The sequence below is a fragment of the Alkalibacterium putridalgicola genome, assembly GCF_900109825.1.
Classification (GTDB): Bacteria; Bacillota; Bacilli; order Lactobacillales; family Carnobacteriaceae_A; genus Alkalibacterium; species Alkalibacterium putridalgicola.
Map to the genome: position 1 here is coordinate 61,542 of NZ_FOBL01000005.1, position 25,860 is coordinate 87,401.

General features: G+C 44.1%; 20 protein-coding genes. 16 read left to right on the forward strand and 4 right to left on the reverse strand.

Going from position 1 to position 25,860, the window contains the following annotated elements; all coding sequences use genetic code 11:
- The first annotated feature begins 6 nt into the window (after positions 1-6).
- The 4 genes from BMX84_RS02845 to BMX84_RS02860 all read left to right on the forward strand — a co-directional run bounded on the left by BMX84_RS02845 (position 7) and on the right by BMX84_RS02860 (position 7,692).
- The gene (locus tag BMX84_RS02845; protein WP_091487045.1) at positions 7-4,152 is read left to right on the forward strand and encodes a Cna B-type domain-containing protein; all 4,146 of its coding nucleotides are present in this window, start codon (positions 7-9) and stop codon (positions 4,150-4,152) included.
- 30 nt (positions 4,153-4,182) lie between these two features.
- Positions 4,183-5,895: a SpaA isopeptide-forming pilin-related protein gene (locus BMX84_RS02850; RefSeq protein WP_091487047.1), complete on the forward strand. Its 1,713-nt coding sequence runs from the start codon at positions 4,183-4,185 to the stop codon at positions 5,893-5,895.
- A 118-nt stretch (positions 5,896-6,013) separates the two neighbouring features.
- On the forward strand, positions 6,014-6,910 hold the full coding sequence (locus BMX84_RS02855; RefSeq protein WP_091487048.1) for a class C sortase: 897 nt from the start codon (positions 6,014-6,016) through the stop codon (positions 6,908-6,910).
- Positions 6,907-7,692: a class C sortase gene (locus tag BMX84_RS02860; RefSeq protein ID WP_091487050.1), complete on the forward strand. Its 786-nt coding sequence runs from the start codon at positions 6,907-6,909 to the stop codon at positions 7,690-7,692. Before BMX84_RS02855 ends, BMX84_RS02860 begins: the two co-directional genes overlap by 4 nt.
- 78 nt (positions 7,693-7,770) lie before the next feature.
- Here the strand turns inward: BMX84_RS02860 and jag are convergent, their stop codons facing one another.
- The 4 genes from jag to rpmH all read right to left on the reverse strand — a co-directional run bounded on the left by jag (position 7,771) and on the right by rpmH (position 10,334).
- Positions 7,771-8,739, reverse strand: a complete 969-nt coding sequence (gene jag / locus BMX84_RS02865) for an RNA-binding cell elongation regulator Jag/EloR (RefSeq protein WP_091487051.1) — start codon at positions 8,737-8,739, stop codon at positions 7,771-7,773.
- Between the two features lie 72 nt (positions 8,740-8,811).
- Positions 8,812-9,657, reverse strand: coding sequence for a membrane protein insertase YidC (yidC, locus tag BMX84_RS02870; protein WP_307723340.1), 846 nt, complete (start codon positions 9,655-9,657; stop codon positions 8,812-8,814).
- A 72-nt stretch (positions 9,658-9,729) separates the two neighbouring features.
- A complete protein-coding gene (gene rnpA, locus BMX84_RS02875) occupies positions 9,730-10,083 on the reverse strand; it encodes a ribonuclease P protein component (RefSeq protein WP_091487053.1) in 354 nt (117 codons plus the stop codon).
- 110 nt (positions 10,084-10,193) lie between these two features.
- Positions 10,194-10,334, reverse strand: coding sequence for a 50S ribosomal protein L34 (rpmH, locus tag BMX84_RS02880; protein ID WP_091487056.1), 141 nt, complete (start codon positions 10,332-10,334; stop codon positions 10,194-10,196).
- Between the two features lie 541 nt (positions 10,335-10,875).
- Between rpmH and dnaA the strand changes: the two genes are divergently transcribed.
- The 12 genes from dnaA to dnaB all read left to right on the forward strand — a co-directional run bounded on the left by dnaA (position 10,876) and on the right by dnaB (position 25,724).
- On the forward strand, positions 10,876-12,210 hold the full coding sequence (gene dnaA / locus BMX84_RS02885) for a chromosomal replication initiator protein DnaA (protein ID WP_091487057.1): 1,335 nt from the start codon (positions 10,876-10,878) through the stop codon (positions 12,208-12,210).
- 187 nt (positions 12,211-12,397) lie between these two features.
- Positions 12,398-13,537, forward strand: coding sequence for a DNA polymerase III subunit beta (gene dnaN, locus BMX84_RS02890; protein ID WP_091487059.1), 1,140 nt, complete (start codon positions 12,398-12,400; stop codon positions 13,535-13,537).
- A gap of 713 nt (positions 13,538-14,250) precedes the next feature.
- Positions 14,251-14,481 (forward strand): S4 domain-containing protein YaaA, encoded by a 231-nt coding sequence (gene yaaA / locus BMX84_RS02895; protein ID WP_091487060.1) that lies wholly within the window; start codon positions 14,251-14,253, stop codon positions 14,479-14,481.
- Positions 14,482-14,483: 2 nt separating this feature from the next.
- On the forward strand, positions 14,484-15,605 hold the full coding sequence (recF, locus tag BMX84_RS02900) for a DNA replication/repair protein RecF (RefSeq protein ID WP_091487062.1): 1,122 nt from the start codon (positions 14,484-14,486) through the stop codon (positions 15,603-15,605).
- A gap of 1 nt (position 15,606) precedes the next feature.
- Entirely contained in the window at positions 15,607-17,553 is a 1,947-nt protein-coding gene (gyrB, locus tag BMX84_RS02905) for a DNA topoisomerase (ATP-hydrolyzing) subunit B (RefSeq protein WP_281282301.1), read from the forward strand.
- Between the two features lie 99 nt (positions 17,554-17,652).
- A complete protein-coding gene (gyrA, locus tag BMX84_RS02910; protein ID WP_177165441.1) occupies positions 17,653-20,199 on the forward strand; it encodes a DNA gyrase subunit A in 2,547 nt (848 codons plus the stop codon).
- Between the two features lie 187 nt (positions 20,200-20,386).
- Positions 20,387-20,686, forward strand: coding sequence for a 30S ribosomal protein S6 (rpsF, locus tag BMX84_RS02915; RefSeq protein ID WP_091487067.1), 300 nt, complete (start codon positions 20,387-20,389; stop codon positions 20,684-20,686).
- Between the two features lie 55 nt (positions 20,687-20,741).
- Positions 20,742-21,269, forward strand: a complete 528-nt coding sequence (gene ssb / locus BMX84_RS02920) for a single-stranded DNA-binding protein (RefSeq protein ID WP_091487069.1) — start codon at positions 20,742-20,744, stop codon at positions 21,267-21,269.
- Between the two features lie 26 nt (positions 21,270-21,295).
- Positions 21,296-21,529, forward strand: a complete 234-nt coding sequence (gene rpsR, locus BMX84_RS02925) for a 30S ribosomal protein S18 (protein ID WP_091487071.1) — start codon at positions 21,296-21,298, stop codon at positions 21,527-21,529.
- 162 nt (positions 21,530-21,691) lie between these two features.
- A complete protein-coding gene (locus BMX84_RS02930; protein ID WP_091487085.1) occupies positions 21,692-23,689 on the forward strand; it encodes a DHH family phosphoesterase in 1,998 nt (665 codons plus the stop codon).
- 22 nt (positions 23,690-23,711) lie between these two features.
- Positions 23,712-24,164 carry a 50S ribosomal protein L9 gene (rplI, locus tag BMX84_RS02935; protein ID WP_091487072.1) on the forward strand — a complete coding sequence of 151 codons (453 nt, stop codon included), beginning with the start codon at positions 23,712-23,714 and terminating at the stop codon, positions 24,162-24,164.
- Between the two features lie 192 nt (positions 24,165-24,356).
- Positions 24,357-25,724 carry a replicative DNA helicase gene (gene dnaB, locus BMX84_RS02940; RefSeq protein WP_091487074.1) on the forward strand — a complete coding sequence of 456 codons (1,368 nt, stop codon included), beginning with the start codon at positions 24,357-24,359 and terminating at the stop codon, positions 25,722-25,724.
- Positions 25,725-25,860: the final 136 nt, after the last annotated feature.

The following is a 25,860-nucleotide window of genomic DNA, read 5'->3' on the forward strand; positions in this document are numbered from 1 at the left end:
TTAGATGTGACAACTCAACGTAAGCCGTTGCACACACACGTCATAACGCTGCTGTTCGTTCTGTTTCAGTTCATTCAGTTCCTTCCCTCGAGTTTAGTTTCATCCCTCACAGCATCCGCTGAGACCAGTAATTCAGTCACACTGTTTTCGGACGATAAAGGATCCGGAAATGCCAAATGGTCTTTAAGCGAGGACGGAAAACTCATTACCTGGGATATCACTGTTACACAAAATGAATCGGCAACAGAAGCCGCAACAAGCGTGGAAGTGGTCGTACCAGCAAACGTCGGTGCCCCACAAGTCGTGTCGGCAACACCAACTGGCGTATTCACACCATCAGGTACTAGCCATACCTTTAAAGCCCCTTACTCAACCACCGCACAAACCCTCAATCTCAAATTCACGACCGCAGTCAATGATCTAACCTCACCAAACCTGGCCTTTAAGATCGGCGCTTCGATACAGCAGAAAGACAGTCCGGTAGCAGCATCCCTTCAATCCGTCTCGATCCCGAATAAGCTTGCTCAGCTAGAAGCTGAAAGGATCGCGGCAGAAAAAGCGGAAGCGGAAAGAATAGCTGCTGAAAAGGCGGAAGCCGAACGCATCGCAGCTGAGGAGAAAGCCGCTCAGGAAGAAGCAGACAGACTGGCTGCTGAAAAAGCTGCTCAGGAAGAAGCCGATAGACTGGCTGAAGAACAGCGCTTAGCTGACGAAAAAGCTGAAGAAGAACGTTTGGCAGCGGAAGAAGCTGAACAAGAAGCTGAGAAAAAAGCTGAAGAAGAACAAGCGGCTCAAGATGAAGCCGATAAAAAGGCCGAATCGGAACAAGTAGCTGACGAAGAAGCGAAAACTGAAGAAGCAGTGGACGAAGAGGTTCAAGAAGACGATCTTTCTGAGGAAGCTGTTCCTGAAGAAGACAAAGATACCTCTAATGAATCAGACGTACCTGAAGTAACTTCTCCCCCTTCTAATGTAGAAGAGGCAGAACAAGAAGTCTCTATAGCTGAGAAAGAAGAGGTCTCAGAGAAAGAAAACGATGTTGAAGCCTTAGAAGAAGAATATGATCCCGGTGATATGCTGGACGGCTTCGAGGCGACCGATCATCCCGATGACCCTACGCCAATTATTCGCTTTGCCCCAGGAAGTTTAGGTTCTGCTTCTACTCTTCTGAAAAGTTCCAGATCAGTGATGCAAAGTACTACTGATTTAGAACCTGGTGAAGTCAAAACGAATAAGACGGCAACACCAGTTGATGGCATGGTGAATACTTGGGATATCACTGTTCGAATAGAAGGCAGAGATGCTCAGGAAGTTGAAACGACAGATGTTGTTTTAGTCATTGACCGCTCAGGTAGTATGGCAGATAACAACCGCATGCAAAATGCTAAAACAGCAGCAAATAATTTTATCACAACGATGATTCCTCAAGATCCGAATCTTCGTATTGCAGTCGTATCCTTCTCCAGTGACTACGGGAGTGCAGAGTTAGTTACGACGAACAGTAGCTTCACAAGAAATACAAGCACCCTAACTTCTGCCGTAAACAGTTTGAACGCTCTTGGAGGAACACACACCCAGGCAGGTATCATTCAAGGTCAATCCTTGCTAACAGGATCGGGAGCAGATAACAAATATATGGTGCTGCTATCCGATGGTGAACCGACCTTTAGTTACGAGCCAGACAATTGGACAACTGGTCTTCCGTCCTGGGGAACCTCTGGTGGTATTCAAGCTAGCAGACAACAGACTGGCGTATATGACGGTAACTTTGATACAGGGTCAGTAGTTGGGACTGGTAGTAGTTTGACTGAAAGTTATGATCACGAAGTCCCATATTATATTTGGACTAGGACATACCGCAGACATATTCACAACGGTTTCGCCGCTATCAAAGCTGGTCAAGATGCACGAGCTGGTTTCGACGGCTTGTTCACAATTGCAGTTGAAGCAGGATCGACCGGGACAAGTATCTTAAATGATATTTCATCGCCTGGATTATCTTATTCAACGGACAATCCTGGAGAATTAACAGAGATATACGATGAGATCGGTACTCAAATATCTACGCAGTATGCGCTTAGAAATGTCGAATTGATCGATGCAATGGGCGATGGATTCAGCTTGATCGATGGAACGATCGTCACCTCAGAAGGGAACACTTCTGTCGATGGCAATGATACCATCACATGGACGATCGATCCGGCTGTTGAGAATCTCGTCGACGGTACTGATGATGTCCGCTATGCAGAACTGACCTATCGTGTTGAAATCAACGATGATATTTTAGATTTAACTGGCGCAAAAACTGATGAACATCAATTATTCGATACGAACAATCTCACTCAGTTGTCCTACACCGATACGAACGATCAGAATCAATCCGTGAATATTGACTCGCCAGAAGTCGATCCTGTCCTTATGAAGGTCAAAAAAATACTAGAAGGTATAGATCAGGACGACAGACAGTTTATTGTTGAGATTTCAAATGATGATTCGGCGTATAACCAAACGGAATCTCTCATTCCGAATACTGATTATATCTGGATCACTACTTTGCGATATGAAGGCTTATATGATGTAGAAGAAACAGGTATTACAGGCCCTGGAAACACTGATTTAGCACGATTTATCACTTCTTATGACATTGATGGCGAATACACAACCGCTTTTGAAGTCAATCATATCGATGGTATTCCGCGGGGAGATGTCACGATCGATGTCACAAACCGTGAAATCTCATTTATTGATTTGACTGCACTTAAAATTTGGGAAGGTGGCCCGGAGGAAAATAAGGAGCCAGTTATCCTAACTTTATGGCGTACAGTGGATGGAGAAACACTCAATGAAGTGAATGTAGCTCCAGATGTAACGCCGGCAGAAGGTCCGGCAGATGAGTTCTCATACACCTGGTCTGATCTGCCTAATGAAACTAGCGACGGCTCTGAGTACACTTACTACTTCACTGAATCAGAAGTAGAAGGTTACACGCGAGAGTACGCAAACTCTATTGAGATCAATGCTGAGCTATACGGCGTATTCGATGAACAATATCAAGGAACAGTAACAAACATTTACCAAATCCCTGCAGATGACATCGAAGCAACTAAAACATGGATCAACGGCGAAAACGTCCGTCCTGACTTATGGTTCCAATTACGTCGATCGATAGACGACTTGGAAATCGATGAAGCTGTAGATGTCATGAAATTACCGGTTGCAAACGATGCTGAAGAAACAGTATCGGTCATCTTTACAGATGTTGAGTTAACAGACAATGATGGAAATGCATACACCTTCTATGTCATTGAAGGAACGTTAGTAGATGGCGAGTTTATTCCAGGAACACCTGAGAACTTTGAACAATCGGGTGAAGGTCTAGACTTAACCAACACGTATGTAATTCCTCAACTAGACATCGTCGGTGAGAAGTCATGGTCGAATGATACACCAGAACACAGACCAGAAACCTTGACTATTTCACTCTACCGCATGATAGAAGACGGCGAGCCTGAATATGTCACTGAAACAATCACTTCAGCTCTAGACGAATGGTTCTATGATTTTGGTGAACAGGATAAAACAGATAATGACGGCAACGTCTACACTTACTCTATCGAAGAGACTGTTCCTCCGAACTATAACGAGGAATATGCTTCACCTTACTATGTTGAAGATGTGTTGAATCTGGATGTAGAAAATACGCTAGTCATGGGTGACCTCTATATTCTTAAAACAGATATGGACGGCAACCCTATTCTAGATAATCCTGCAGAATTCAAGCTGACACGTATAGATCCTGAAGTTGCAGATCCATTTACCTCCACTTTATCGACAGATGCTGAAGGTAAACTGGTCTTCACTGACTTGCTTGCCGGAACCTATCTCTTGGAAGAAACAAAAGCACCGCTCGGCTTCAACCTTTATCCTGACGATTTTATTCTCACAATCTCAAAAGGAGAAAACGGTGAAACGATCGTCAGTGTAGAAGAAGTTCATATCACTGAAGAAAATCCATTAACGATCAAAAATCGACCATCACAGTCTTTACCAGACACAGGAAGCATGGGAACCACCATCTTTACTGTCCTTGGTATCGCCTTGATGGGAGGAGCTATTTACGGCCTTAACAAAAAGAAATCAAAACAGTCATGAAGAATGACTAAAAAAGGAGAGTAAAAGCAAATGACCAAAAGAATAAGAAAAATTGCCGGTTTCTTGATGGGGCTATTCATGGTTCTTTCCATTATGGCACCTTCCATGGCAATGGCAGCAACAGCAAGACCAGAAACAGGAAATCTGCATATCCACAAAGTCCAGACGAACTATGATCCTTTTAATGATGAACTGATCGATAACGATGGTTTGACAAAAGATCTCCCAGCCGATTCTGCATTCTTGGAAGGCGCTGAATTTAGCGTTTATAAAGTCGCCGATGATGCAGAACTGCCCGTAAATATTTCTGGATTAACTCCAATCGTAGAAGAAACAGACGGTAACGGCTTGGCTTTATTTAACAACTTAGCTAAAGGTCGCTACTATGTGACAGAAACAAACCCACCTAAAGGAGTCGTAGAATACAGCCCGCCATTCTTAGTGGATGTGCCAATGATGCACCCTGACGGTGACAGCTGGAACTCAGATGTGCACGTTTATCCTAAGAACCAGTTGATCCTGGGTGCCGTCGAACTGACTAAATTGAAAGAAGACGGTGAAACTGGCTTAGCTGGAGCAACATTCAGTCTTTACAGAGTACAAGAAGGTGACGATGAAGAAATCGCAACAGGTTTGATTACTGATGCTAATGGTAACATTTCTGTTGGAGACTTAGTCGTCGGCAGCTACTACTTCGTTGAAACGGCTGCACCTGCTGGCTACGGCTTAGATCAAACACCTATTCCGTTTGAAGTAACTAAAGATGACCATGCTTACGGTGTAGGAAATAATTCAGCTGACGAGAATGTTATTGATGAAAAAATCATCCGCGAAGGGATCGAACTTGTCAACGATGATTTACCTGAAATTGATAAATCTGTAACAGAACAAGGGCAAGATGAGGATACTGGCGACTTCTTTGAAAACCTCACATGGATTATTCGTTCAGATGTACCGAACTTTATCGATACTGAAAATCTTGTAAGTTATATCATAAGAGATACATTCGGTCCAGAACTCACTTATGCCGGTAACCTTGTTGTAGAAGCTGACGGTGCTGCATTTACAGACTTTACTGCATCTGGCGTAACTGTTGGCCAAGAAGGTGGCACATTAGAACTTGATTTTGATATCAATGCTTTAGATGGTTTTGATGAACTCGTTATTTCCTTTGACACATTCATTAACGAAAATGCCGTCATGGGAATGGATTATGAGAACAACGTTACACTGACGTATAACAATGGCTTTGAAGAATATACTGACACAGAGGAAAATCCTCCTGTTGTTCACACCGGTGGTAAAGCCTTTGAAAAAGTGAATAAAGAAGGCGAAGGTTTGCCAGATGCCGAATTCCTTCTCTACAAAGGGGAAGGTCAGTATCTGCAGCCAGATTACAGCTGGGGCGCCAAAGCCACAGCCTGGACATTCGTCTCTGACGCTGATGGCTACTTTGAAATCAAAGGGTTGGCATACGGCCAATACTTCCTGGAAGAAATCAAAGCGCCTGAAGTTGACGGTATTCAGTACAGACTGCTCGATAATGACTACGAATTCACTGTAAATGCCAACAGCTACTACAGTAACGTTGCTGATCTTGTTGCTGCAGACCCTGCTGAAATCGAGAACAGCCCTGAGATCACTCTTCCTCAAACAGGTGGCGTGGGTACTTTAGTCTTCAGCATCATCGGACTTGGCTTGATGGGCTCTTCTGTCAAACTCTATAAAAAATCTGAAAAATAATCAGTATTGACCAAAACCTAACCGATATCATACACCTCCGGGATGGGACATCACCTGTCTCATCCCTTTCTACATACTCCTCTATCCTACTCTCGTCATTGAAAGGAGGGAGTCCCCCATGAAAAAACCATTTCGTTCATTCAAGAAACCATCACCATCCACATTCTTATTCATCCTTGCCTTTGTCATTGGATTGAGTATCTTTTTATACCCTATCGTTATGCAGATTTATTCCAGTATCACCCAGACACGTGTCATCGATACGTATCAGGATTCCCTGGATAAGCTGTCCGAAGAGGAAATCGATGCCTATAAGGATCAGATAACTGAATACAACCAAAACCTTTCTGGTGACGATATTCAGAAAGACTATGAAGACCCTTTTTCCGATGAACCATCCAACGAAGTCTCTGCTGAAGGTGATCGCTCTTCCTTCAACGTGTTTACTGAAAGTCTTGGAGACGTCCTGGGACATATAGAGATTCCTGATATCGACGGTAATTTTCCGATTTATGCTGGAACGAGTGATGCTGTGCTCCAAAAAGGGATCGGGTATATGGAAAATACGTCCTTCCCACTGGGTGGGGAAAGTACCCACTCTGTCTTGACTGGGCATCGCGGTTTGCCGACATCTGAACTGTTTACTGATCTACCTGATGTGGAACTTGGCAGTGTCTTCTACTTAAATGTCTTAGATGAAACACTGGCTTATCAGGTCACTGAGATCAATACCGTTCTGCCTTACGAGACAGACCTCATCGCTATCCAGGAAGGTCGAGATCTCGTGACCCTCATCACCTGTACGCCTTATATGATCAATTCTCACCGGCTTCTCGTCATGGGTGAACGTATCCCTTACACTCCGGAAGAGCCGATCGCCGCTTCTCTTACCCCTGAGCCAATACCAGAAGAAACTTCCTATACCCTTCCGATCGTTATGGCTTCACTAGCCGGTATCCTTGGCATCACCTTTTTGATCTATAGAAGAAAAACGCGAGAGGAGAATAGAAAATGAAGAAAAAACTGATCCCCTTGCTGCTGTTTCTCGCGGGCTTACTCTTTTTCACTTATCCATACATTGCTCATTACATCAATGATTATGCCATGCAGCAGCAAATCGAAGAGTTTGAGACGGTCTCTGCTCAACCAGAGTCGGAGAGAGACGGTGAGGCATTGTGGGACGAAATGCTGGCTTACAACGAAGAGCTTCAGAATGATCCGGATCAGATGATCGAAGATGCATTCACAGATGAAGTGATGGCTTCTAATGCCTTTTACTCCGACAATACTAAGCAAGCTGAACCTGAGAATGATGGCAGTCTGGTCGATAATTCTCATGTCGAAATGGAAGATGTCAGTAATTCGTCAGGCAATGGATCCTCTTCTTTATCTTCCCGCTCTTTCTACTCCATCATTCGCATTCCGAAAATCAATATTGAGCTCCCTATTTACCTTGGCGCCTCGGATGCCAATTTGATGAAAGGTGCGGCACACATCACAGGCACGTCGCTTCCAGTCGGAGGTAAAGGGACACACTCCGTGATTGCCGGACACAGAGGGACGCTGCGGCACAATATGTTTTTACACATCAATGAATTGAATACCGGCGATACGTTTGAAGTTCAGACTTTGGATAAAGTCATGACCTATAGAGTGAGCGGCTCAAAAGTCGTTCTGCCTAACGAAGTCGACAGTTTAAGCATTCAGGAAAACAAAGATCTCGTGACCTTGGTCACCTGTCTCAAATATCCGATGAATTACAAGCGACTTCTCGTGTATGGTGAACGGGTGAACTGAGAAGTTTAAGGCAATCAAAAAAGCTCTCCAGAGACTTGATAACGTCTCTGGAGAGCTTTTAATGACTGTATTTACTGATTATAATTTGAATTCTTCTTCTTTGGCAGGCTCGACCACTAAATAGCGGTGCGGTTCTTTGCCTTCTGAATGCGTTTGAACGCCGCTGAATCTGTTCAAGTAGCGGTGGATCTGTTTGCGTTCATGCGCTGGCATCGGCTCTAAAATGACGGGACGCTTGGTGCGCTGTACTTTTTCAGCAGTGCGCGTTGCCAATTGTTCCACTGTTTTTTTACGACGGTCACGGTAATTTTCTGCATCCACTTTAGCGTAGAGCTTATTGTCCGCTTCCTGATGCAGCTGAATCTGTGCCAGCGTCTGCAGGCTGTTCAGTACTTTGCCATGACGACCAATGATCAGACCGGCATCTTCTGTTTCAATAGAGAACTTCACACGGTTATAGTCGCGTTTGATATTGATGGTCACATCATCCACGCCCATCTTCGTAGCGATGGTTTTCAGATAGTCAGAAACCTTCTCAACAGCGGCTTCATCCTGCTCATTGAAGAAATCTTCTTTCTCCTGAGATGATCGAGGCTCGTTCGCCTGTTCTGTTTTTGCAGTCTCTTGGGACACTGCTTTTTCTTCAGTGTCACTTGACTCTTCCGTTTTTTCAGTTGCTTCTGTTTCTTCTACTTCTTCAGTCTCTTCTTCTGTTTCCTCAACAGCTTCGATCACTTCTTCCGGATCTTCAGCGACCGGTTCTACAGGCGGCACAGCTTTTCCTTCTCTTTTTTCGGAAGGCTTGATGGTGGATGATTCGTCCTCACCCAGCATGACTTCTTTAGATAATAATTCCTCGACAGCATTTTTTGTATTGGTCTTTTTGACCACAACGACCGCGTCTTTCTGGCCAATGCCCAGGAAGCCTTTCTTGCCTTCTTGTTTCACTTCGATCGTAGCGTCTTCTCTTTCGATACCTAATGCTTTTAATCCTTTTTCAATGGCTGCTTCAGTGGTTGAAGCTTGTGCAGTATACTTGTCATTCATGAATACTATCCTCCATTCCAAATTCTATTCATCTATATTTTACCAAATAAATAAGCTTAAGTCAGAAAAATATTATTTTTTTACGTTTCTTCTGTGTTTCTGCGCTTTTTTCAAGGCTCGTCTGCGCTGGCGTTCTTCTTCCCGTTCTTTTGCTTCTTTCTCCTGACGTTCTCTTCTCATCTTGAACGGATTCTGGAAAAGCAGCGTCTGAACGACTGAGAAACCATTGGAAACAGTGAAGTACAAGGCTAAGGCACTGGATAAGCGTACGGTAATGAAGACAATGAATAACGGCATGACATATGTCAGCATTTTATTTCCTGCCTGAGGTCTGCCCATGCTCATTAAAACAGAGTTACCTAAAGTAAATATGCCGGCCAGGATCGGTAAAATGAAATAAGGATCCGGTTGACCCAAGTTGACCCACAGGAAATCTCCTGTATCCAGGATCGGTGTCCGGTTCACGGCCTGATAAAGGGCAATGAAGACGGGCATTTGGATCAGCATCGGCAGACAGCCCATATACGGGTTGACGCCTGCTTCACTGTAGAGACGCTGCTGCTCTTCTTTCAGTTTCTCCTGCGTTTCTGTATCTTTCGCTGAATATTTATCTCTCAACTCCTGCATCTGAGGGTTGATCTCATTCATCTGCTGCATGTTTTTTTGCTGAAAATGTGTGAACGGGATAAGCAGCGCTCGAATAAACATCGTTACTATGATGATACCCATACCATAATTGCCACCGAAAAAGTCAGAAACCCAGATGATGGCCCGGGCAAAGTTGTAAATAATGACGCCTTCCCAGATACCCGTACTTTCTGAAGTGACCGGTTCTGTTCCACAAGCAGTCAAAAAGACCATTAAACCAATCATAGTCACTGCCAGCAGCAATCGCTTACGTTTCTTTATAAAATTCACGTCGTTCTCCTCTTTTCTCAAACATCTTTGACTCTCTTTTTAAAACATTTAAATGCCAGTCAGTCTGGCTCTTTATTCTTTGCTTCTAAGTATTTCTGCTCGATTGAATACGTGCAGAAGACTTTTTCTGATCTCATGATAATCCATGTGACGGACAGGTGCCCTGGCTATGACGATGAAATCCAAGTCATCTCTGATCAGATCATTCTGATCAAATTCTATCAAACAGTGTCTGATTTTGCGTTTGATCGCATTTCTGGCAACGGCATTACCCAGTTTCTTCCCGACCGAGATCCCAACGCGAAAATGAGCTTGTCCTTCTTTGGGTAAGTCATACACCACAAATTGCCGGTTAGCCATCGACTGTCCCTGATGAAAGACTTTTTGAAAATCTGCTTCAGTTTTTACGCGATAAGCTTTTTTCATTAACGTCCCATCTTTCTACATTAGCTAAGTATTTTCAAAAATTTGAATAAAAAAAAGGCAACGTGCTCTCACCAAATATTCCAGCAAGAAGCTTCCGTCGCCTAGCGTCATTAAGCAGAAATTCTTTTTCTTCCTTTACGACGTCTGTTTTTCAATACTCTACGTCCGTTTTTAGTACTCATACGTTTTCTGAATCCGTGTACTCTTTGACGTTTACGTTTTTTTGGTTGATATGTTAATCCTTGTGCCATTGGCAAACACCTCCTGAATCTTTCCTTATGTCTTCTGTACTTATAATAAGCAATATCAGACTATCACTTTTCACTATATAGACAGACTATGTTATTTTAGAAAACATTTCACAGTTTGTCAAGCTTATTTTACCATCAATCCGTTCAGATTACATCTTTATTTTCAAATGTGAACGAAAAGTTATGCCGAAAAGATATCCACATGTGAAGAATAACTCCCTTACCTCTTTTTCTTATCCACCTTCCCATTCACAGACTATCCACAGTTTCACATCCTGTTAATGGAAACCGTACACAGGTTCGTCAGGGTTGTGCATAACTTTTACAAACGCTTTAACATCAACGGTTAGAACCAGAAAAGTTATCCACATTTCTTGTTAAAAACCCATTGCTTTATAAAGTTATTAACATTTACATTTTGCTTGTGGATATCTTTTTGTACAGTCTGTGGAATTTTTATTAACAATTTTACGCAACTGTGGAAAACTGAATCAAGACGTGATAAAATAGAAAAAGTAACTTTACGGCGAGGAGGAAAATTATGGACGACATACATACAGTATGGACTTATCTACAAGATAAATTTAAAGAAACACTCTCAAAAGTTAGTTATGATACCTGGATTCAAAGTGCTAACCTCGTCAGACTCTCTGATAATTCGATCACGATCGAAGTGCCTTCTACTCTGCATAAGGAATACTGGAAAAATAATCTCTCTACTAAAGTTGTGGAATACTTGTATGAATTTTTAGGACGAGAAGTTTCTCCTTTATTTGTCACAGTAGACGAACAGGCCACGTTTGAAGAACAAGACACGAATGATATGGTCGATCAGTTCACATCTCAAAACAAATCGAGTACCTTGAACAGCAAATATACCTTTGACACCTTTGTTATCGGTAAAGGCAACCAGATGGCGCATGCAGCGGCATTAGTCGTAGCTGAAGAACCGGGAACAATCTACAACCCCCTCTTCTTCTATGGCGGTGTCGGATTGGGCAAGACCCACTTGATGCATGCGATCGGACATCAGTATCTTCAAATCAATCCGAATGCCCGCATCAAATATGTATCCAGTGAAAATTTTGCCAATGACTTCATCAATTCGATTCAAAACCGGACGCAGGAAAAATTCAGACAGAATTACCGTAATGTGGATCTGCTGCTGGTCGATGATATTCAGTTTTTCGCGGATAAAGAAGGAACGCAGGAGGAATTCTTCCATACGTTCAATGCTTTATATGATGACCGGAAACAGATCGTCCTGACAAGTGACCGTCTGCCGAATGAGATCCCTAAACTTCAGGAACGTCTCGTTTCACGTTTTGCATGGGGACTCTCCGTCGACATCACGCCTCCCGATCTCGAAACACGTATCGCGATTCTGCGTAAAAAAGCCAATGCGGAAGGCCTGGAAATACCGAACGACACCTTGAGCTACATTGCCGGACAGATCGATTCCAACATTAGAGAACTGGAAGGTGCCCTGGTCCGCGTTCAGGCTTATTCAGCGATCCAGCGCAGCGACATCACCACAAGTCTCGCGGCCGATGCTCTGAAAAGCATGATCAAGCAGGATGCCAAGCAGAACGTGTCCATTGCTTCTATACAACAGAAAGTCAGCAAGTACTATCAGATCTCTTTAGCTGATCTAAAAGGGAAAAAACGCGTCCGACAAATCGTGCTTCCCCGTCAGATCGCCATGTACCTGTCAAGAGAACTGACCAGTACGTCCCTGCCGAAGATCGGAAAAGAATTCGGCGGCAAGGATCACACGACCGTTATTCATGCCCATGAGAAAATCAAGAAAGTCTTGAATGAAGAAGAAAACGTTGAAATGCGGGATCAGATCGAAGAAATCAAGAAAAGTCTGTAAAAGGCACTGTGGATAAACATTCAAGTTGAACACATTGTTATGCACAACTTATCCACAAGTGGAAAACCTTGACTGCTATATGCTTTCTGCGTTTTCCACAGTATACACAGGCCCTACTACTATTACTAAGTCTTTATATTATTATATAATATGAATTAGGGTACTATTTTATCAATGGAGGATGACTATGAAATTCACTGTCAATCGAGCAACGTTCTTAAAGAAATTAAAAGATGTCCAGTTAGCTGTTTCATCTCGCGCAACCATTCCGATATTAACAGGGATCAAACTGATCGCTGATTCTGAAGGGATAAAAATGACAGGAAGCAATTCAGATATCTCAATTGAAACGCTTCTGAGTGTGTCTGATGAAAAAGCAGGCCTCACTATTGAAGAAACCGGCCAGATCGTTTTACAACCTGCCCGCTTCTTCAGTGATATCGTCAATAAACTGCCGGACGAAACCTTTACAGTAGAAGTGAAAGACGGTGTTCAGACATCGATCACCTCTGCCTCTTCTGCTTTTGTCATCAATGGACTGGATGCGGTCAATTATCCACATCTCCCTGAAATAGACACAGAGCAGTCATTTACGCTGCCTGTCAATCTGCTTAAAAAGATCATCAAACAGACGGTCATTGCCGTGTCTACGCATGAAAGCCGTCCGATCCTCACGGGGATCCACTTCACGATCAGTGACGGCAAACTGAAAGCTGTCGCCACAGACAGTCACCGCTTGAGTCAGCGTGTGATCCCGATCGAAGGAACAGAAAGTCTGTCACATGATTTGGTTATCCCGGGAAAAAGTCTCCAGGAACTTACCCGTCTACTCGATGACAGTCTTGATGAAATCGAAGTCGCGGTTGCTGAAAACCAAATCTTATTCAAAACGGAAGACACCTACTTCTACTCACGTCTTTTAGAAGGGAATTATCCGGATACGAACCGACTGATCCCTGACAACTCATCTACGCAGCTGACACTTGATGCTAATGTGCTTCTAGGCGCTGTGGAACGTGCCAGCCTGCTTTCCCATGAAGGGAAAAACAACGTCGTCAAGCTGACGGTCAAAGACAACAGCGTTGAGATCACCGGTAACTCCCCTGAAGTCGGACGTGTGAACGAACAAGTGTCCTTCAATGACTTGAACGGGGAAAACATGGAAATCTCCTTCAACCCGGATTATCTGAAAGCCGCCCTGACCACCTTTGGTCCTGTTGAAATCACCGTCAAACTGATTTCGACTCTGCGTCCTTTCGTCCTGGTCCCAAGTGAAGACAATGACGAATTCATTCAACTGATCACACCGATCAGAACCGCTTCTTAAAGTACGAATATGAAAAAAAGGCCCTTTCGAGGGTCTTTTTTTGTCCGGTCAGGAATTTTCATACTCTTCGGTCAGTCACTATGGCCCTCTCCCCTCCTGTTCGGTCGATATAGTCAGAAAGAACATTGGAAACGACCGAACTGATAGATGTTCGGTCGTTTCACTATCCCATCAATGACGAACAAGCTGAACTTGACAGTAGTTCGGCTTGTTCAGCGTCAAAAACTCACTGTATCGACCGAAGATCGTCTTCTTCGACGTATACAGCTGTCACAGCCCTTCCAACGAACCGAACTTGGGCAAACTTCGGTTCATTGGAAGGATAGTCAGTATTCAATCAACCGAACCTCTTAAACTTCGGCTGATTCGCAGCAGCGATCCTCTTCAATAAGCCGAACCCCTCAAAAAACACGGAAAAATGAGAAAAAACGCTGATTTTATAGAATTTAACAGCTCACTCCTCCACCTTCTGACCCGGAATCGAGTTGATTTTTGTAAATTCTGATCAAAAATTTCTGAATCATGTGAAATTTTCCTTTCTGAGCTCGTTTCAGGACATAAAGTACTTTTTATCGATTATCCGCTAAAATCGATTAGAATGCATATATTCCTATATAGATTTGTTTTAAACGGTCATTTAAGGTATAATATGAAGAGAAACTAGTGAACGTGGATAGCTATCCACGTCTTTACTTTTTAAGGAGTCGAAAACGATGTCTGAAATCATTCAAATCGATGATTCAGTGATCACACTGGGTCAGTTTTTAAAACACGCAAACATCATATCCAGCGGCGGGATGGCAAAGCCGTTTCTGCTCGAATACCCGATTTGGGTAAACGGTGAACCTGAAAACCGTCGAGGCAAGAAGCTTCGCCACGGTGATACGATAAAAATCGAGGAATTCGGGACGTACACGATAGAATCCACTGCCGACGGGGAATAGGGATGTTTTTAAAAGAACTTTCTTTAAGAGGCTACAGGAATTACGAGACAGCGGAAGCAAAATTCTCAGAAAAAATAAATGTCTTTCTAGGAGAAAATGCGCAGGGGAAGACGAACATGATGGAAAGCATTTACGTTTTAGCCATGGCGCGCAGTCACCGCACGGCCAATGATAAAGAACTCATCGGCTGGGATCAGGACTTTGCCAAAGTCACCGGTAAGGTGGAAACGGATAAAACGACCTATCCGCTTGAGATCGTGTTGTCTAAAAAAGGGAAGAAAGCCCGGCTTAATCACCTGGAACAGAAGAAACTGAGTGCGTATATCGGTCATTTGAACGTGATTCTGTTTGCACCGGAGGATCTGGCTCTGGTCAAAGGTTCTCCTTCGGTGAGACGGAAATTTCTGGACATGGAAATGGGACAGATGAGTGCCATTTATCTGTACCATCTTGTCGAATACCAGAAGATCCTCAAACAGCGCAATGCTTACTTAAAACAGAATCGTCGGAATGGAAAGATTGATCAAACGTATTTAACTATATTGAACGAACAATTAGCGGCAGAAGGTGCTGAGGTGCTTGCTGAACGCTTTTCTTTTGTCAAACGACTGGAAAAGTGGGCCCAGCCCATCCATGCCGATATCAGTCAGGAGAAAGAGGAACTCACGCTTGAGTATGCCTCGTCGGTCTCTTTGCACTCGGAAAAAGATAAAGAACAGGTCATGAAAGATCTGCTGGAACAGTATAAAAAGAATGAACGACGGGAAATGGACCAGGGGACGACACTCTCGGGTCCGCATCGCGACGATGTCCGGTTTTATGTGAATGAAAAAAACGTTCAGACCTATGGTTCCCAGGGACAGCAGCGGACCACGGCACTGAGCGTGAAGCTCGCTGAGATCGAACTGATGAAAGAGATGACGGGGGAGTATCCCGTCTTACTATTGGATGATGTGCTGAGCGAACTGGATGACGACCGCCAGACGCATCTTTTAAAGTCCATTCAGGATAAAGTACAGACCTTTTTAACCACAACGAGTTTAGACGGAGTAAAGAAAGAATTGCTCCATGATCCGCGTATTTTTACCGTGTATAACGGACAGATTGAAATGGAGAGTGAATAAAGTGGCTGAAGATAAATTAACGCCGAAAGAAATCGAAGAACTAAGAGAAGAGTATAATGCCAGTCAGATCCAGGTGCTGGAAGGTCTGGAAGCCGTCAGAAAGCGTCCGGGAATGTACATTGGATCGACGGGTCCTGAAGGGCTGCACCACCTTGTATGGGAAATCGTGGATAACTCGATCGATGAAGCGATGGCCGGTCATGCTGAGAACATCGATATCGTCATCAAAAAGGATGATATCATCGAAGTCAGTGATGATGGCCGTGGGATCCCGATCGATATACAGGAAAAAACAGGCCGTCCGGCAGTCGAGACCGTCTTTACGATCCTGCATGCCGGAGGAAAATTCGGCGGAGGCGGCTATAAAGTGTCCGGCGGTCTTCACGGCGTGGGTTCATCTGTCGTTAATGCCTTGTCAGAATTTCTTGAAGTGGATGTCCATAAAAACGGCAGGGTCCACAACATGGCCTTCGAACGCGGCGATGTTGTAAAGGAACTGCATGAGACCGGGGATACAGACAAATCTGGAACCGTGGTCCGTTTTAAAGCAGACGCAGAAATTTTCCAGGAAACAACGACCTATGACTTCAACAAACTGGCCACACGTGTACGTGAACTGGCCTTCCTTAACCGCGGCTTAGCTATTTCGATCGAAGATCAGCGCCATGATGAACCGGTTCGTCTGGAATATCAGTATGACGGCGGGATCAAGAGTTATGTTGAATACCTGAATCAGAGCAAGACCGTGTTATACGATGAACCGATTTTCCTGGAAGGTGAACAGGACGGGATCGCCGTTGAGGTGGCTTTACAGCATACGGATGGCTATCACACGAACATCATGAGTTTTGCGAATAATATCCATACCTATGAAGGCGGGATGCATGAGTCCGGCTTTAAAACGGCCCTCACGCGTATCATCAACGATTATGCCAAACGAAATAAATACTTGAAAGAAACAGAGGACAACTTGAGCGGTGAAGATGCCAGAGAAGGGCTGACGATCGTTTTAAGCATCAAGCATCCGGATCCTCAGTTTGAAGGGCAGACCAAAACTAAACTCGGTAACTCAGAAGTGAGGACCATTACCGACCGTCTCTTCAGTGAGCACTTCAACCGTTTCCTGGTTGAAAATCCTCAAGTCGGGAAGAAGATCATCGATAAAGCCCTGCTGGCTGCCAAAGCCCGTCTGGCTGCCAAGCGCGCCCGTGAAGTGACACGTAAGAAAAACGGTCTCGAAATCAGCAACCTGCCGGGTAAACTGGCAGACTGTTCGTCTAAAGACCCTGAAAAATCAGAAATCTTTATCGTTGAGGGGGACTCTGCGGGCGGATCAGCTAAACAAGGACGTTCACGCTTGTTCCAGGCTATTTTACCGATCCGAGGGAAGATCCTGAACGTGGAAAAAGCGTCGATCGACCGTATCCTGGCGAATGAAGAGATCCGTTCCTTGTTTACAGCGATGGGGACAGGTTTCGGTGAAGAATTTCAGATCGATAAAGCCCGTTACCATAAACTGATCATCATGACCGATGCCGACGTGGACGGCGCGCATATCAGAACGCTGCTGCTCACACTCTTTTACCGTTACATGCGTCCCGTTGTCGAAGCAGGTTACGTTTATGTAGCGATGCCGCCTCTGTATCAAATCAAACAGGGCAAAAAAGAGGTCTACGTGGATTCTGAAAGAGAATTGGAGGAACACCTTAAATCGATTCCGGCGTCTCCTAAACCCTCTATTCAGCGTTACAAAGGACTAGGTGAGATGGATGCAGAACAGTTATGGGAAACGACCATGAATCCGGAAAACAGACGTCTGCTGCAAGTCGATGTTGAAGATGCGATCGAAGCGGATATGGTCTTTGATATGCTGATGGGTGAAAAGGTGGAGCCGCGTCGCGAATTCATCGAAGAAAATGCTCAGTATGTAGAGAATATCGACGTATAATTTATAACTATATTAACTGTTAATTAATGTATAAAGATAAACAAGTTATGTAATTGCTTGAGGAGGAAAAATCACTTGACTGAAGAAAGAGAAGCACGCATGGAAAAGATAAACTTGTCCAGCGAGATGAGAAAGTCTTTTTTAGACTACGCGATGAGTGTTATTGTATCTCGTGCTTTACCCGATGTGCGTGACGGCTTGAAACCTGTGCATCGTCGTATATTGTATGGCATGAATGAACTGGGGATGACCCCGGACAAAGCCTTTAAAAAATCGGCCCGTATCGTCGGAGACGTTATGGGTAAGTATCACCCGCACGGTGACTCCGCGATCTACGAATCGATGGTCCGCATGTCCCAGGATTTCAGTTTCCGTAACCCTCTGATCGACGGGCACGGAAACTTCGGATCCATCGATGGGGACAGTGCCGCAGCCATGCGTTATACAGAGGCCAGAATGAGTAAAATGGCTCTGGAAATGCTGCGGGACATCAATAAAGACACCGTTGACTACCATGATAACTATGACGGATCAGAACGCGAACCGAATGTTCTGCCGGCACGTTTTCCTAACTTGCTCGTTAATGGGGCATCAGGGATCGCTGTCGGGATGGCGACGAATATCCCGCCGCATAACTTGAGAGAAGTCATCAAAGCCTGTCGTATCGTGATGGAAAACGAAGATGCTACGGTGGCAGACTTGATGGAAGTCCTGCCCGGACCGGATTTTCCAACAGGAGCCATGGTTTTAGGTAAGTCTGGGATAAGAAAAGCCTATGAAACAGGTAGAGGGTCTATAAAAGTAAGAGCTAAAGCAAGGATCGAAGTTCAGCCGAACGGTAAAGAACGCATCATCGTGGATGAAATTCCTTACTTAGTCAATAAAGCTAAACTGGTTGAACGTATCGCAGATCTAGCTCGAGATAAACGTATCGAAGGCATCACCGACTTGAATGATGAATCAGACAGAGACGGCATGCGTATCGTTATCGATGTCAGACGTGACGTGTCCGCCAGCATTATTTTAAATAACTTGTACAAGATGACACCGCTGCAGACGTCGTTTGGCTTCAACATGCTGGCGATCGTCAACGGTGTACCGAAAACACTGGGACTTAAAGAGATCTTGGTCGAATATCTGAAACATCAGCGTATCGTCATTCGCCGCAGAACCGAATACGACAAGCGTAAGGCAGAAGCGCGTGCACATATCCTGGAAGGTCTGCGTATCGCGCTGGATCATATCGATGAGATCATTTCGATCATCAGAGGATCCAACACGGCAGATGTAGCTAAAAACGCCTTGATGGAGCGCTTTGGATTAAGCGACCGTCAGTCACAGGCTATTTTAGACATGCGTATGGTCCGACTGACAGGTCTGGAAAGAGAGAAAATCGAAGGCGAGTACCAGGACCTTCTGACACTCATCAATGACTTGGCAGATATCCTGTCGAATCCTCAGCGTGTCCACGAAATCATTGCTGAAGAACTGGAAGAGATCGCCGACAAGCATGGCGATGACCGCCGGACAGAACTTCTGGTAGGGGAATCACTCAGTCTGGAAGATGAAGACCTGATCGAAGAAGAAGAGATCGCAGTCACCCTCTCGCATAACGGCTATATGAAGCGTATGGCGATTTCCGAGTTCAAAGCACAGAACCGTGGGGGCCGTGGCGTTAAAGGCATGACAACGAACACAGATGACTTTGTGGAAACACTGGTCACTTGCTCGACCCATGACCTGCTGCTGTTCTTCACGAACACCGGTAAAGTGTATAAAGCTAAAGGCTACGAGATCCCGGAATACGGCCGAACAGCTAAAGGGATCCCGGCCATCAACTTCCTGGGGATCAATAACGATGAGAGTATCCAGGCGATCATCAATACCAGAGGCGAAACGAAAGAATCCGATCATCTCTTCTTCACGACGCGAATGGGTACCGTGAAGCGTACCGCTTTCTCTGAATTTGAAAATATCCGAACCAGCGGTCTTCGAGCCATCGTGCTTAAAGAAGAGGATGAGCTGATCAACGTGGCTGTCACACATGGTTCTGACCATATCGTTATCGGGACGCGTCAGGGCTATGCTGTCAGCTTCCATGAAGAAGACGTCAGAAGCATGGGACGTGCCGCAGCGGGGGTCAGAGGTGTCCGTTTAAGAGAAGACGATTATGTCGTCGGCATGGACATTCTAAATCCTGATTCCGAAGTACTGGTGATCACTGAGAATGGTTACGGCAAGCGAACAGACGCTTCAGAGTATGCCATCAGAGGCCGTGGCGGTAAAGGTGTCAAGACCGTTAATATCACAGATAAAAATGGACCGTTAGTCGGACTGAAAACTGTTCATGGGGAAGAGGACATCATGCTGATCACGACAAGTGGTGTGATCATTCGCTTCCATTCGAAAAACATTTCTCAAACAGGCCGTGCCACACAGGGTGTCCGGTTAATGAGACTGGAAGATGATATCTATGTATCCACCCTTGCGAAAGTCGAACCTGAAGAAGAGGAAGACGACGACGAAGAGCTGACTGATTCTGAAGAAACAGCAACTGACTCTGTAACTGACGAAGAAATTTCAGAGGAGTCAGAACCAGCAGATGTTGTAACAGAAGAGGATACAGACGAAGATTTAGAAAGCTAAATCGATAAATAATGAAGAGGGCGGCCAGTAAAATGAGCGGCTCTCTTTTTTATACAGACTACTTGAAAGAAACCTTGTGTTTCAATCAGGTGTGTGCTATAATATTTCGGTGAGTACTCTGTATAGAATACTCTCCTTGCTCTTTCAAATGAAAGGGCCAAAGTCCATAAGGAGGTGACAGTCAAAGATGAGTCAATCAGCTAAATATGAATTATTATATATCATCCGTCCCGATCTTGATGAAGAAGGTAAAAAAGCTTTAGTAGAGCGCTTTGAAACTATCTTAAAAGATAACGGTGCTGAAGTAACTGAATCAAAAGACTGGGCGAAACGCCGTTTTGCGTATGAAATCAAAGGATACCGCGAAGGAACATATCGCTTAGTAAACCTACAAACTTCAGATGCAGCAGCTATCAATGAATTTGAACGCCTAGCACGTATCAATGACGACATTTTACGTCATATGATCGTTCGTCTAGAAGACTAATGTTTCACGTGAAACACTTTTAATAATTGCCTTTTTAAGAAAGGAGCCACTTTGATTGATTAACAATGTCGTACTAGTTGGAAGATTGACTAGAGATGCTGAACTTCGTTATACGGGTAGCGGGACAGCCGTTGCTTCATTTACCGTAGCTGTGGAACGTCAATTCAAGAACGCACAAGGTGAGAGAGAAACTGACTTTATCAACTGTGTGGCTTGGAGAAAAACAGCTGAGATCATTTCTAACTTTACCCGCAAGGGATCGTTAGTCGGAGTGACTGGTCATATTCAAACGCGAAACTATACCAATAACGAAGGTAGAAAAGTTTATATTACAGAAGTAGTCTGTGAAAACTTCCAGATGCTTGAACCGAAGTCGGTCACTGAAAAACGTGCGCAGAATGATGGGTCAAGTTCTAACTCCGGATTTTCAAATAACAACTACTCCAATAATTCAAATTATTCGCAGAATAACAATCAAGCTCCCAAAAACAACAGTAAAAGCAATTACGCAAATTTCGATGAGGATCCATTTGATTCAAACAATGATTCGATCGATATTTCCGATGACGATTTACCATTTTGATTCAAGAATAAAAGGAGGATTATAACATGGCTGGACGTAGAGGCGGAAGAAAGCGCCGTAAAGTTGACTTCTTTGCAGCTAATCATATTGAATATATTGATTACAAAGATGTCGATTTATTGAAACGTTTCATTTCAGACAGAGGTAAGATTTTACCACGTCGTGTAACTGGAACTTACGCTAAAAACCAACGTAAATTAACGAAAGCAATCAAACGTGCTCGTATCATGGGCTTGTTGCCATTCGTTACTGAAGAATAAACAATTTATAGAAGCTGTGACAGATTAATCTGTTACAGCTTCTTTTGATTTTAAATGTTTCACGTGAAACATTTAAATACTGACATCTAGTATAGAAGTAACCTTATAAACGTGTTAAAATATAAGGAAATAGTTATAATGACGATGTTAAGAGGAGAAAATATGAATAATAAGTCGCAGGAAGAAAATCTTCCTAAATTACTGAATCACCCGTATTTAAAGCGTATGCTTCTATTTGCGGTAGCTGTTCAGTTCACGATGACGGTTTTGAGTTTTTTTGCATATATCTGGCTCGGGGCATTGATGTTAGTGTTATTCCTGATCACTCTTGTAATCATATGGCGATTCAGCAATGAATACAACGAGGAGCTGAATAACTATATACTTAATTTGTCTTATCGTATTAAACGTGGACAACAGGAAGCTTTGATCAAAATGCCGATGGGAATCATTCTACTCAATGAGGAAAACCAGATCGAATGGATCAATCCTTACATGCAGTTGCAGCTTCCCAGTGACCAGCAGCTGTTAGGTGAACCGATCAGAGAAGTGAACAAAGACTTGTCGGACTATTTTGACAATGATAAAAGAGAAGACTTTAATTTAGTGGAGTGGAACGAGAAGATTTATAAAGTTTCTCTTCAAAAAGACATCAACGCACTGTATCTGCTGGATATCACTGAATACGCGTCGATCACTGAAGAATATGAAAAAACACGTCCCGTAGTTGGCTGGCTGTTTCTAGATAACTACGATGAGATCACTCAAGGTCTTGATGACAGAGGGGTCTCCGGTTTTGACAGCCTGCTGACCACTTATTTTTCCAACTGGGGCAAGCAGCACGGGATATTCTATAAACGGATATCTGATGACCGCTACTTCCTGCTGTTAGACAGAGAAGAACTGGAACGACTGGAAAATGATAAATTCAATATCATCGACAGCATCAGAGACCGGACGTCCAAGCGTAACCTGCCGCTGACGATCAGTATCGGTTTGTCTTATGGTGATGCATCCTTTGACAAACTGGCAGATCTTGCTCAAAACAATCTGGACTTAGCTTTGGGACGCGGGGGAGATCAGGCCATCGTTAAAGCGATCGACGAAGAGCCGCGCTATTACGGCGGAAAGACGAATCCGATGGAAAAACGGACTCGGGTCCGCTCGCGTATGATCAGTCAGGCTATGCAGAAACTGATGAATGACAGCGATACGATATACGTCATGGGACACAAAAATCCTGACATGGATTCTGTCGGCTCTTCTCTTGGGATCGCACGGATAGCCATGATGCTCAAAAAAGAGGTACATGTCGTCATAGATGAAGACGATGTCAACAAGGATGTAGCCAAACTCCTTCAGGAAATCAAAAAGCATAAACAGGTGAACAGCAATCTCATTTCTTCAGCAGAAGCGGAGCGGATGATCAATGCCAATGATCTGGTCATATTAGTGGATCATCATAAACCTGTACTTTCTATCGCACCTAACCTGCTGAGAAAAACCAAGCGCAATATGGTCATCGATCATCACCGGCGTGGAGAAGAATTCACAGAGAATCCTCTGCTGGTTTACATTGAACCTTATGCATCTTCAACAGCTGAACTGATCACTGAACTGTTTGAATATGTATCGACCGATGGTGAACCGATCAATCGTATTGAAGCAACAGCGATGCTTGGCGGGATCGTCGTAGATACGAACAACTTCAGTTTGAGAACGGGATCGCGTACCTTTGATGCAGCCAGTTATCTCCAATCTGTGGGGGCCAATTCCACTATGATCCAGCGACTGCTGAAAGAAGACCCTGAAAGTTATCTAAGGCGCAGCCGGTTGATCGAAACACTTGACTATGTTATCGATGGTGTCGCGATCGCTTATGGGGCAGATGATGAAATCTATCCCTCTGTGACGGCCGCTCAGACAGCTGACACCATGTTAAGCATGTCAGGTGTTGAAGCCGCATTCGTCATTACAAGGCGGTCAGAAGAAACAGTGGGTATAAGCGCACGGAGCTTGGGTAAAATCAACGTTCAGGCCATTATGGAAAAAATGGGCGGCGGAGGTCATTTATCCAATGCCGCAACACAGATCGACGGTCAGAGCATCTCTGAAATAATAGAAGAATTAAAAGAAGTTATACATTCTCAATTAGACTAAAAAAAGAGAGGGAGTTAAAACTATGGAAGTTATTCTATTAAAAGACGTAAAAGGAACAGGGAAAAAAGGAGAAGTCAAAAACGTCTCTGACGGTTATGCCAGAAACTTTTTGATTAAAAAAGGATTTGCTGCAGAAGCCACTTCATCAGCTAAGAAAGAGCTGACGATGAAGAAAAAAGCCCAGAAGAGAGAAGAACAGGAAATTCTGGAAGAAGCTAAAAAGGAAAAAGAGATCCTTGAAGAGAACCCGATCGAAATCTATGAAAAGGCAGCAGAAGACGGGCGTCTGTTCGGGTCTGTCACCACTAAGCAGATCGCAAAAGCGATCGAGAAACAGCTGAGCGTAAAAGTGGATAAAAGAAAGATCAATCAGTCAGTTCCGATGCGTTCTTTAGGCAGCCAGAAAATGGATGTCAAACTGCACAAAGATGTGACAGCAGAAATAACGGTTAGAGTCCTAGCCAAAGACGAATAGACGAACAAATACTACAGAATTACGTGAGCTAGCATGTTTCAGGTATCCATTCCTTAGACCATGCTAGCTTTTGTCTGGATTGTTTCACGTGAAACAATCAGTATTAAACGTATGTTCCCTTATATACTTTTATTTTGAGATAGGGTACAATAGAGAAACAGCGAAAGACACGAAAGGAAGTTAGACATCGAGATGGACGTTATAGGTGATCGCTTACCTCCACAGAATATAGAAGCCGAACAATCTGTCTTGGGGTCAATCTTACTTGATCCTGAAGCTATTATTCCGGCTATGGAGTATGTGGAAGCTAATGATTTTTATCGTCGTGCGCATCAGCTTATTTTTCAATCCATGATTGAATTGAACGAAAAGAATGAAGCCATTGACGTCATTACAATTGCAAATAATTTAGAATCGAAGGATCAGCTAGAAGATGTTGGCGGGACCCCTTATCTGGCAGAACTGGCTACGACGGTGCCTACAGCGGCAAACGTCGAGCATTATGCTAAAATCGTGGAAGAACGCGCCATACTGAGGAACCTGATCCAGACAGCCACAGAAATAGCTTCTCAGGGCTATCAGGAAACAGACAATATCCCCAATCTGCTTGATGAAGCAGAAAGAAGGATCCTGGAAGTTTCCGAGAAGAAAAGCAGGAGCGGCTTCGTTGACATAGAAACTGTCTTGAGAAATACGATCAACAACATCGATGATCTCTTTCAGAATGACGATGACATTACCGGTGTTTCGACGGGATATAAAATGCTCGATCAGATGACAGCCGGTCTCCATGAGGACGAACTGATCATCCTGGCCGCTCGTCCGGGTGTGGGTAAAACGGCCTTTGCCTTGAATGTGGCCCAGAATATCGGAACAAAGACGGATGAGAATGTTGCTATATTCAGTCTTGAAATGGGTGCGGAGCAGCTGGTCAACCGTATGCTCTGTGCAGAAGGAACCATCAACGCCACGCATTTGCGTACGGGTCAGCTGACTGAAGAGGAATTCACGAAACTGTTCGTGGCTATGGGCAGTTTGTCTAAAGCGAATATTTATATCGATGATACGCCGGGGATCAGAACGGCCGAGATCCGTGCCAAATGCCGTAAACTCAAGCAGGAGAAAGGGAGTATTGGTCTGATCGTGATCGACTATCTCCAGCTGATCGAAGGAACGGGTCGGGAAAGTCGTCAGCAGGAAGTTTCTGAAATATCCAGACAACTCAAAAAGTTAGCCAAAGAACTGTCTGTCCCTGTTGTTGCGTTGTCTCAGCTCTCGCGTAGTGTGGAGCAGAGACAGGATAAGCGTCCGATCCTCAGTGATTTGAGAGAATCCGGATCGATCGAGCAGGATGCCGATATCGTAGCCTTTTTATATAGAGAAGACTACTACCGCAGTGAAGATGGCGAAGAAGATGAGTCGGCAGATGAGAACGTCGTCGAAGTCATCCTGGAGAAGAACCGTTCAGGCGCACGAGGAACAGTTAAACTGCTGTTCATCAAGGAGTACAATAAGTTTTCTTCCTTGTCTTACTATCCTGAAAGTGACATACCGGGTTAAACAGTTAGAGCGATATCTTTTGTATCCGCCTGTAAAAAGGGTGGGACAAAAGATATCGTTTTTTTTGTGCTGGCATATCTTTTCTTCTCCATGCGAATAATTGGTATAATAAGACTACTTTATAAGCAAAAGGAGT

What these genes read in the sequence shown, in the direction of transcription:
- BMX84_RS02850 (WP_091487047.1), top strand. Translation starts at nt 4,183, where the DNA reads ATGACCAAAAGAATAAGAAAAATTGCCGGTTTCTTGATGGGGCTATTC.
- BMX84_RS02855 (WP_091487048.1), top strand. Translation starts at nt 6,014, where the DNA reads ATGAAAAAACCATTTCGTTCATTCAAGAAACCATCACCATCCACATTC.
- BMX84_RS02860 (WP_091487050.1), top strand. Translation starts at nt 6,907, where the DNA reads ATGAAGAAAAAACTGATCCCCTTGCTGCTGTTTCTCGCGGGCTTACTC.
- jag (WP_091487051.1), bottom strand. Translation starts at nt 8,739, where the DNA reads ATGAATGACAAGTATACTGCACAAGCTTCAACCACTGAAGCAGCCATT.
- rnpA (WP_091487053.1), bottom strand. Translation starts at nt 10,083, where the DNA reads ATGAAAAAAGCTTATCGCGTAAAAACTGAAGCAGATTTTCAAAAAGTC.
- rpmH (WP_091487056.1), bottom strand. Translation starts at nt 10,334, where the DNA reads ATGGCACAAGGATTAACATATCAACCAAAAAAACGTAAACGTCAAAGA.
- dnaA (WP_091487057.1), top strand. Translation starts at nt 10,876, where the DNA reads ATGGACGACATACATACAGTATGGACTTATCTACAAGATAAATTTAAA.
- dnaN (WP_091487059.1), top strand. Translation starts at nt 12,398, where the DNA reads ATGAAATTCACTGTCAATCGAGCAACGTTCTTAAAGAAATTAAAAGAT.
- yaaA (WP_091487060.1), top strand. Translation starts at nt 14,251, where the DNA reads ATGTCTGAAATCATTCAAATCGATGATTCAGTGATCACACTGGGTCAG.
- recF (WP_091487062.1), top strand. Translation starts at nt 14,484, where the DNA reads ATGTTTTTAAAAGAACTTTCTTTAAGAGGCTACAGGAATTACGAGACA.
- gyrA (WP_177165441.1), top strand. Translation starts at nt 17,653, where the DNA reads ATGGAAAAGATAAACTTGTCCAGCGAGATGAGAAAGTCTTTTTTAGAC.
- rpsF (WP_091487067.1), top strand. Translation starts at nt 20,387, where the DNA reads ATGAGTCAATCAGCTAAATATGAATTATTATATATCATCCGTCCCGAT.
- rpsR (WP_091487071.1), top strand. Translation starts at nt 21,296, where the DNA reads ATGGCTGGACGTAGAGGCGGAAGAAAGCGCCGTAAAGTTGACTTCTTT.
- BMX84_RS02930 (WP_091487085.1), top strand. Translation starts at nt 21,692, where the DNA reads ATGAATAATAAGTCGCAGGAAGAAAATCTTCCTAAATTACTGAATCAC.
- rplI (WP_091487072.1), top strand. Translation starts at nt 23,712, where the DNA reads ATGGAAGTTATTCTATTAAAAGACGTAAAAGGAACAGGGAAAAAAGGA.
- dnaB (WP_091487074.1), top strand. Translation starts at nt 24,357, where the DNA reads ATGGACGTTATAGGTGATCGCTTACCTCCACAGAATATAGAAGCCGAA.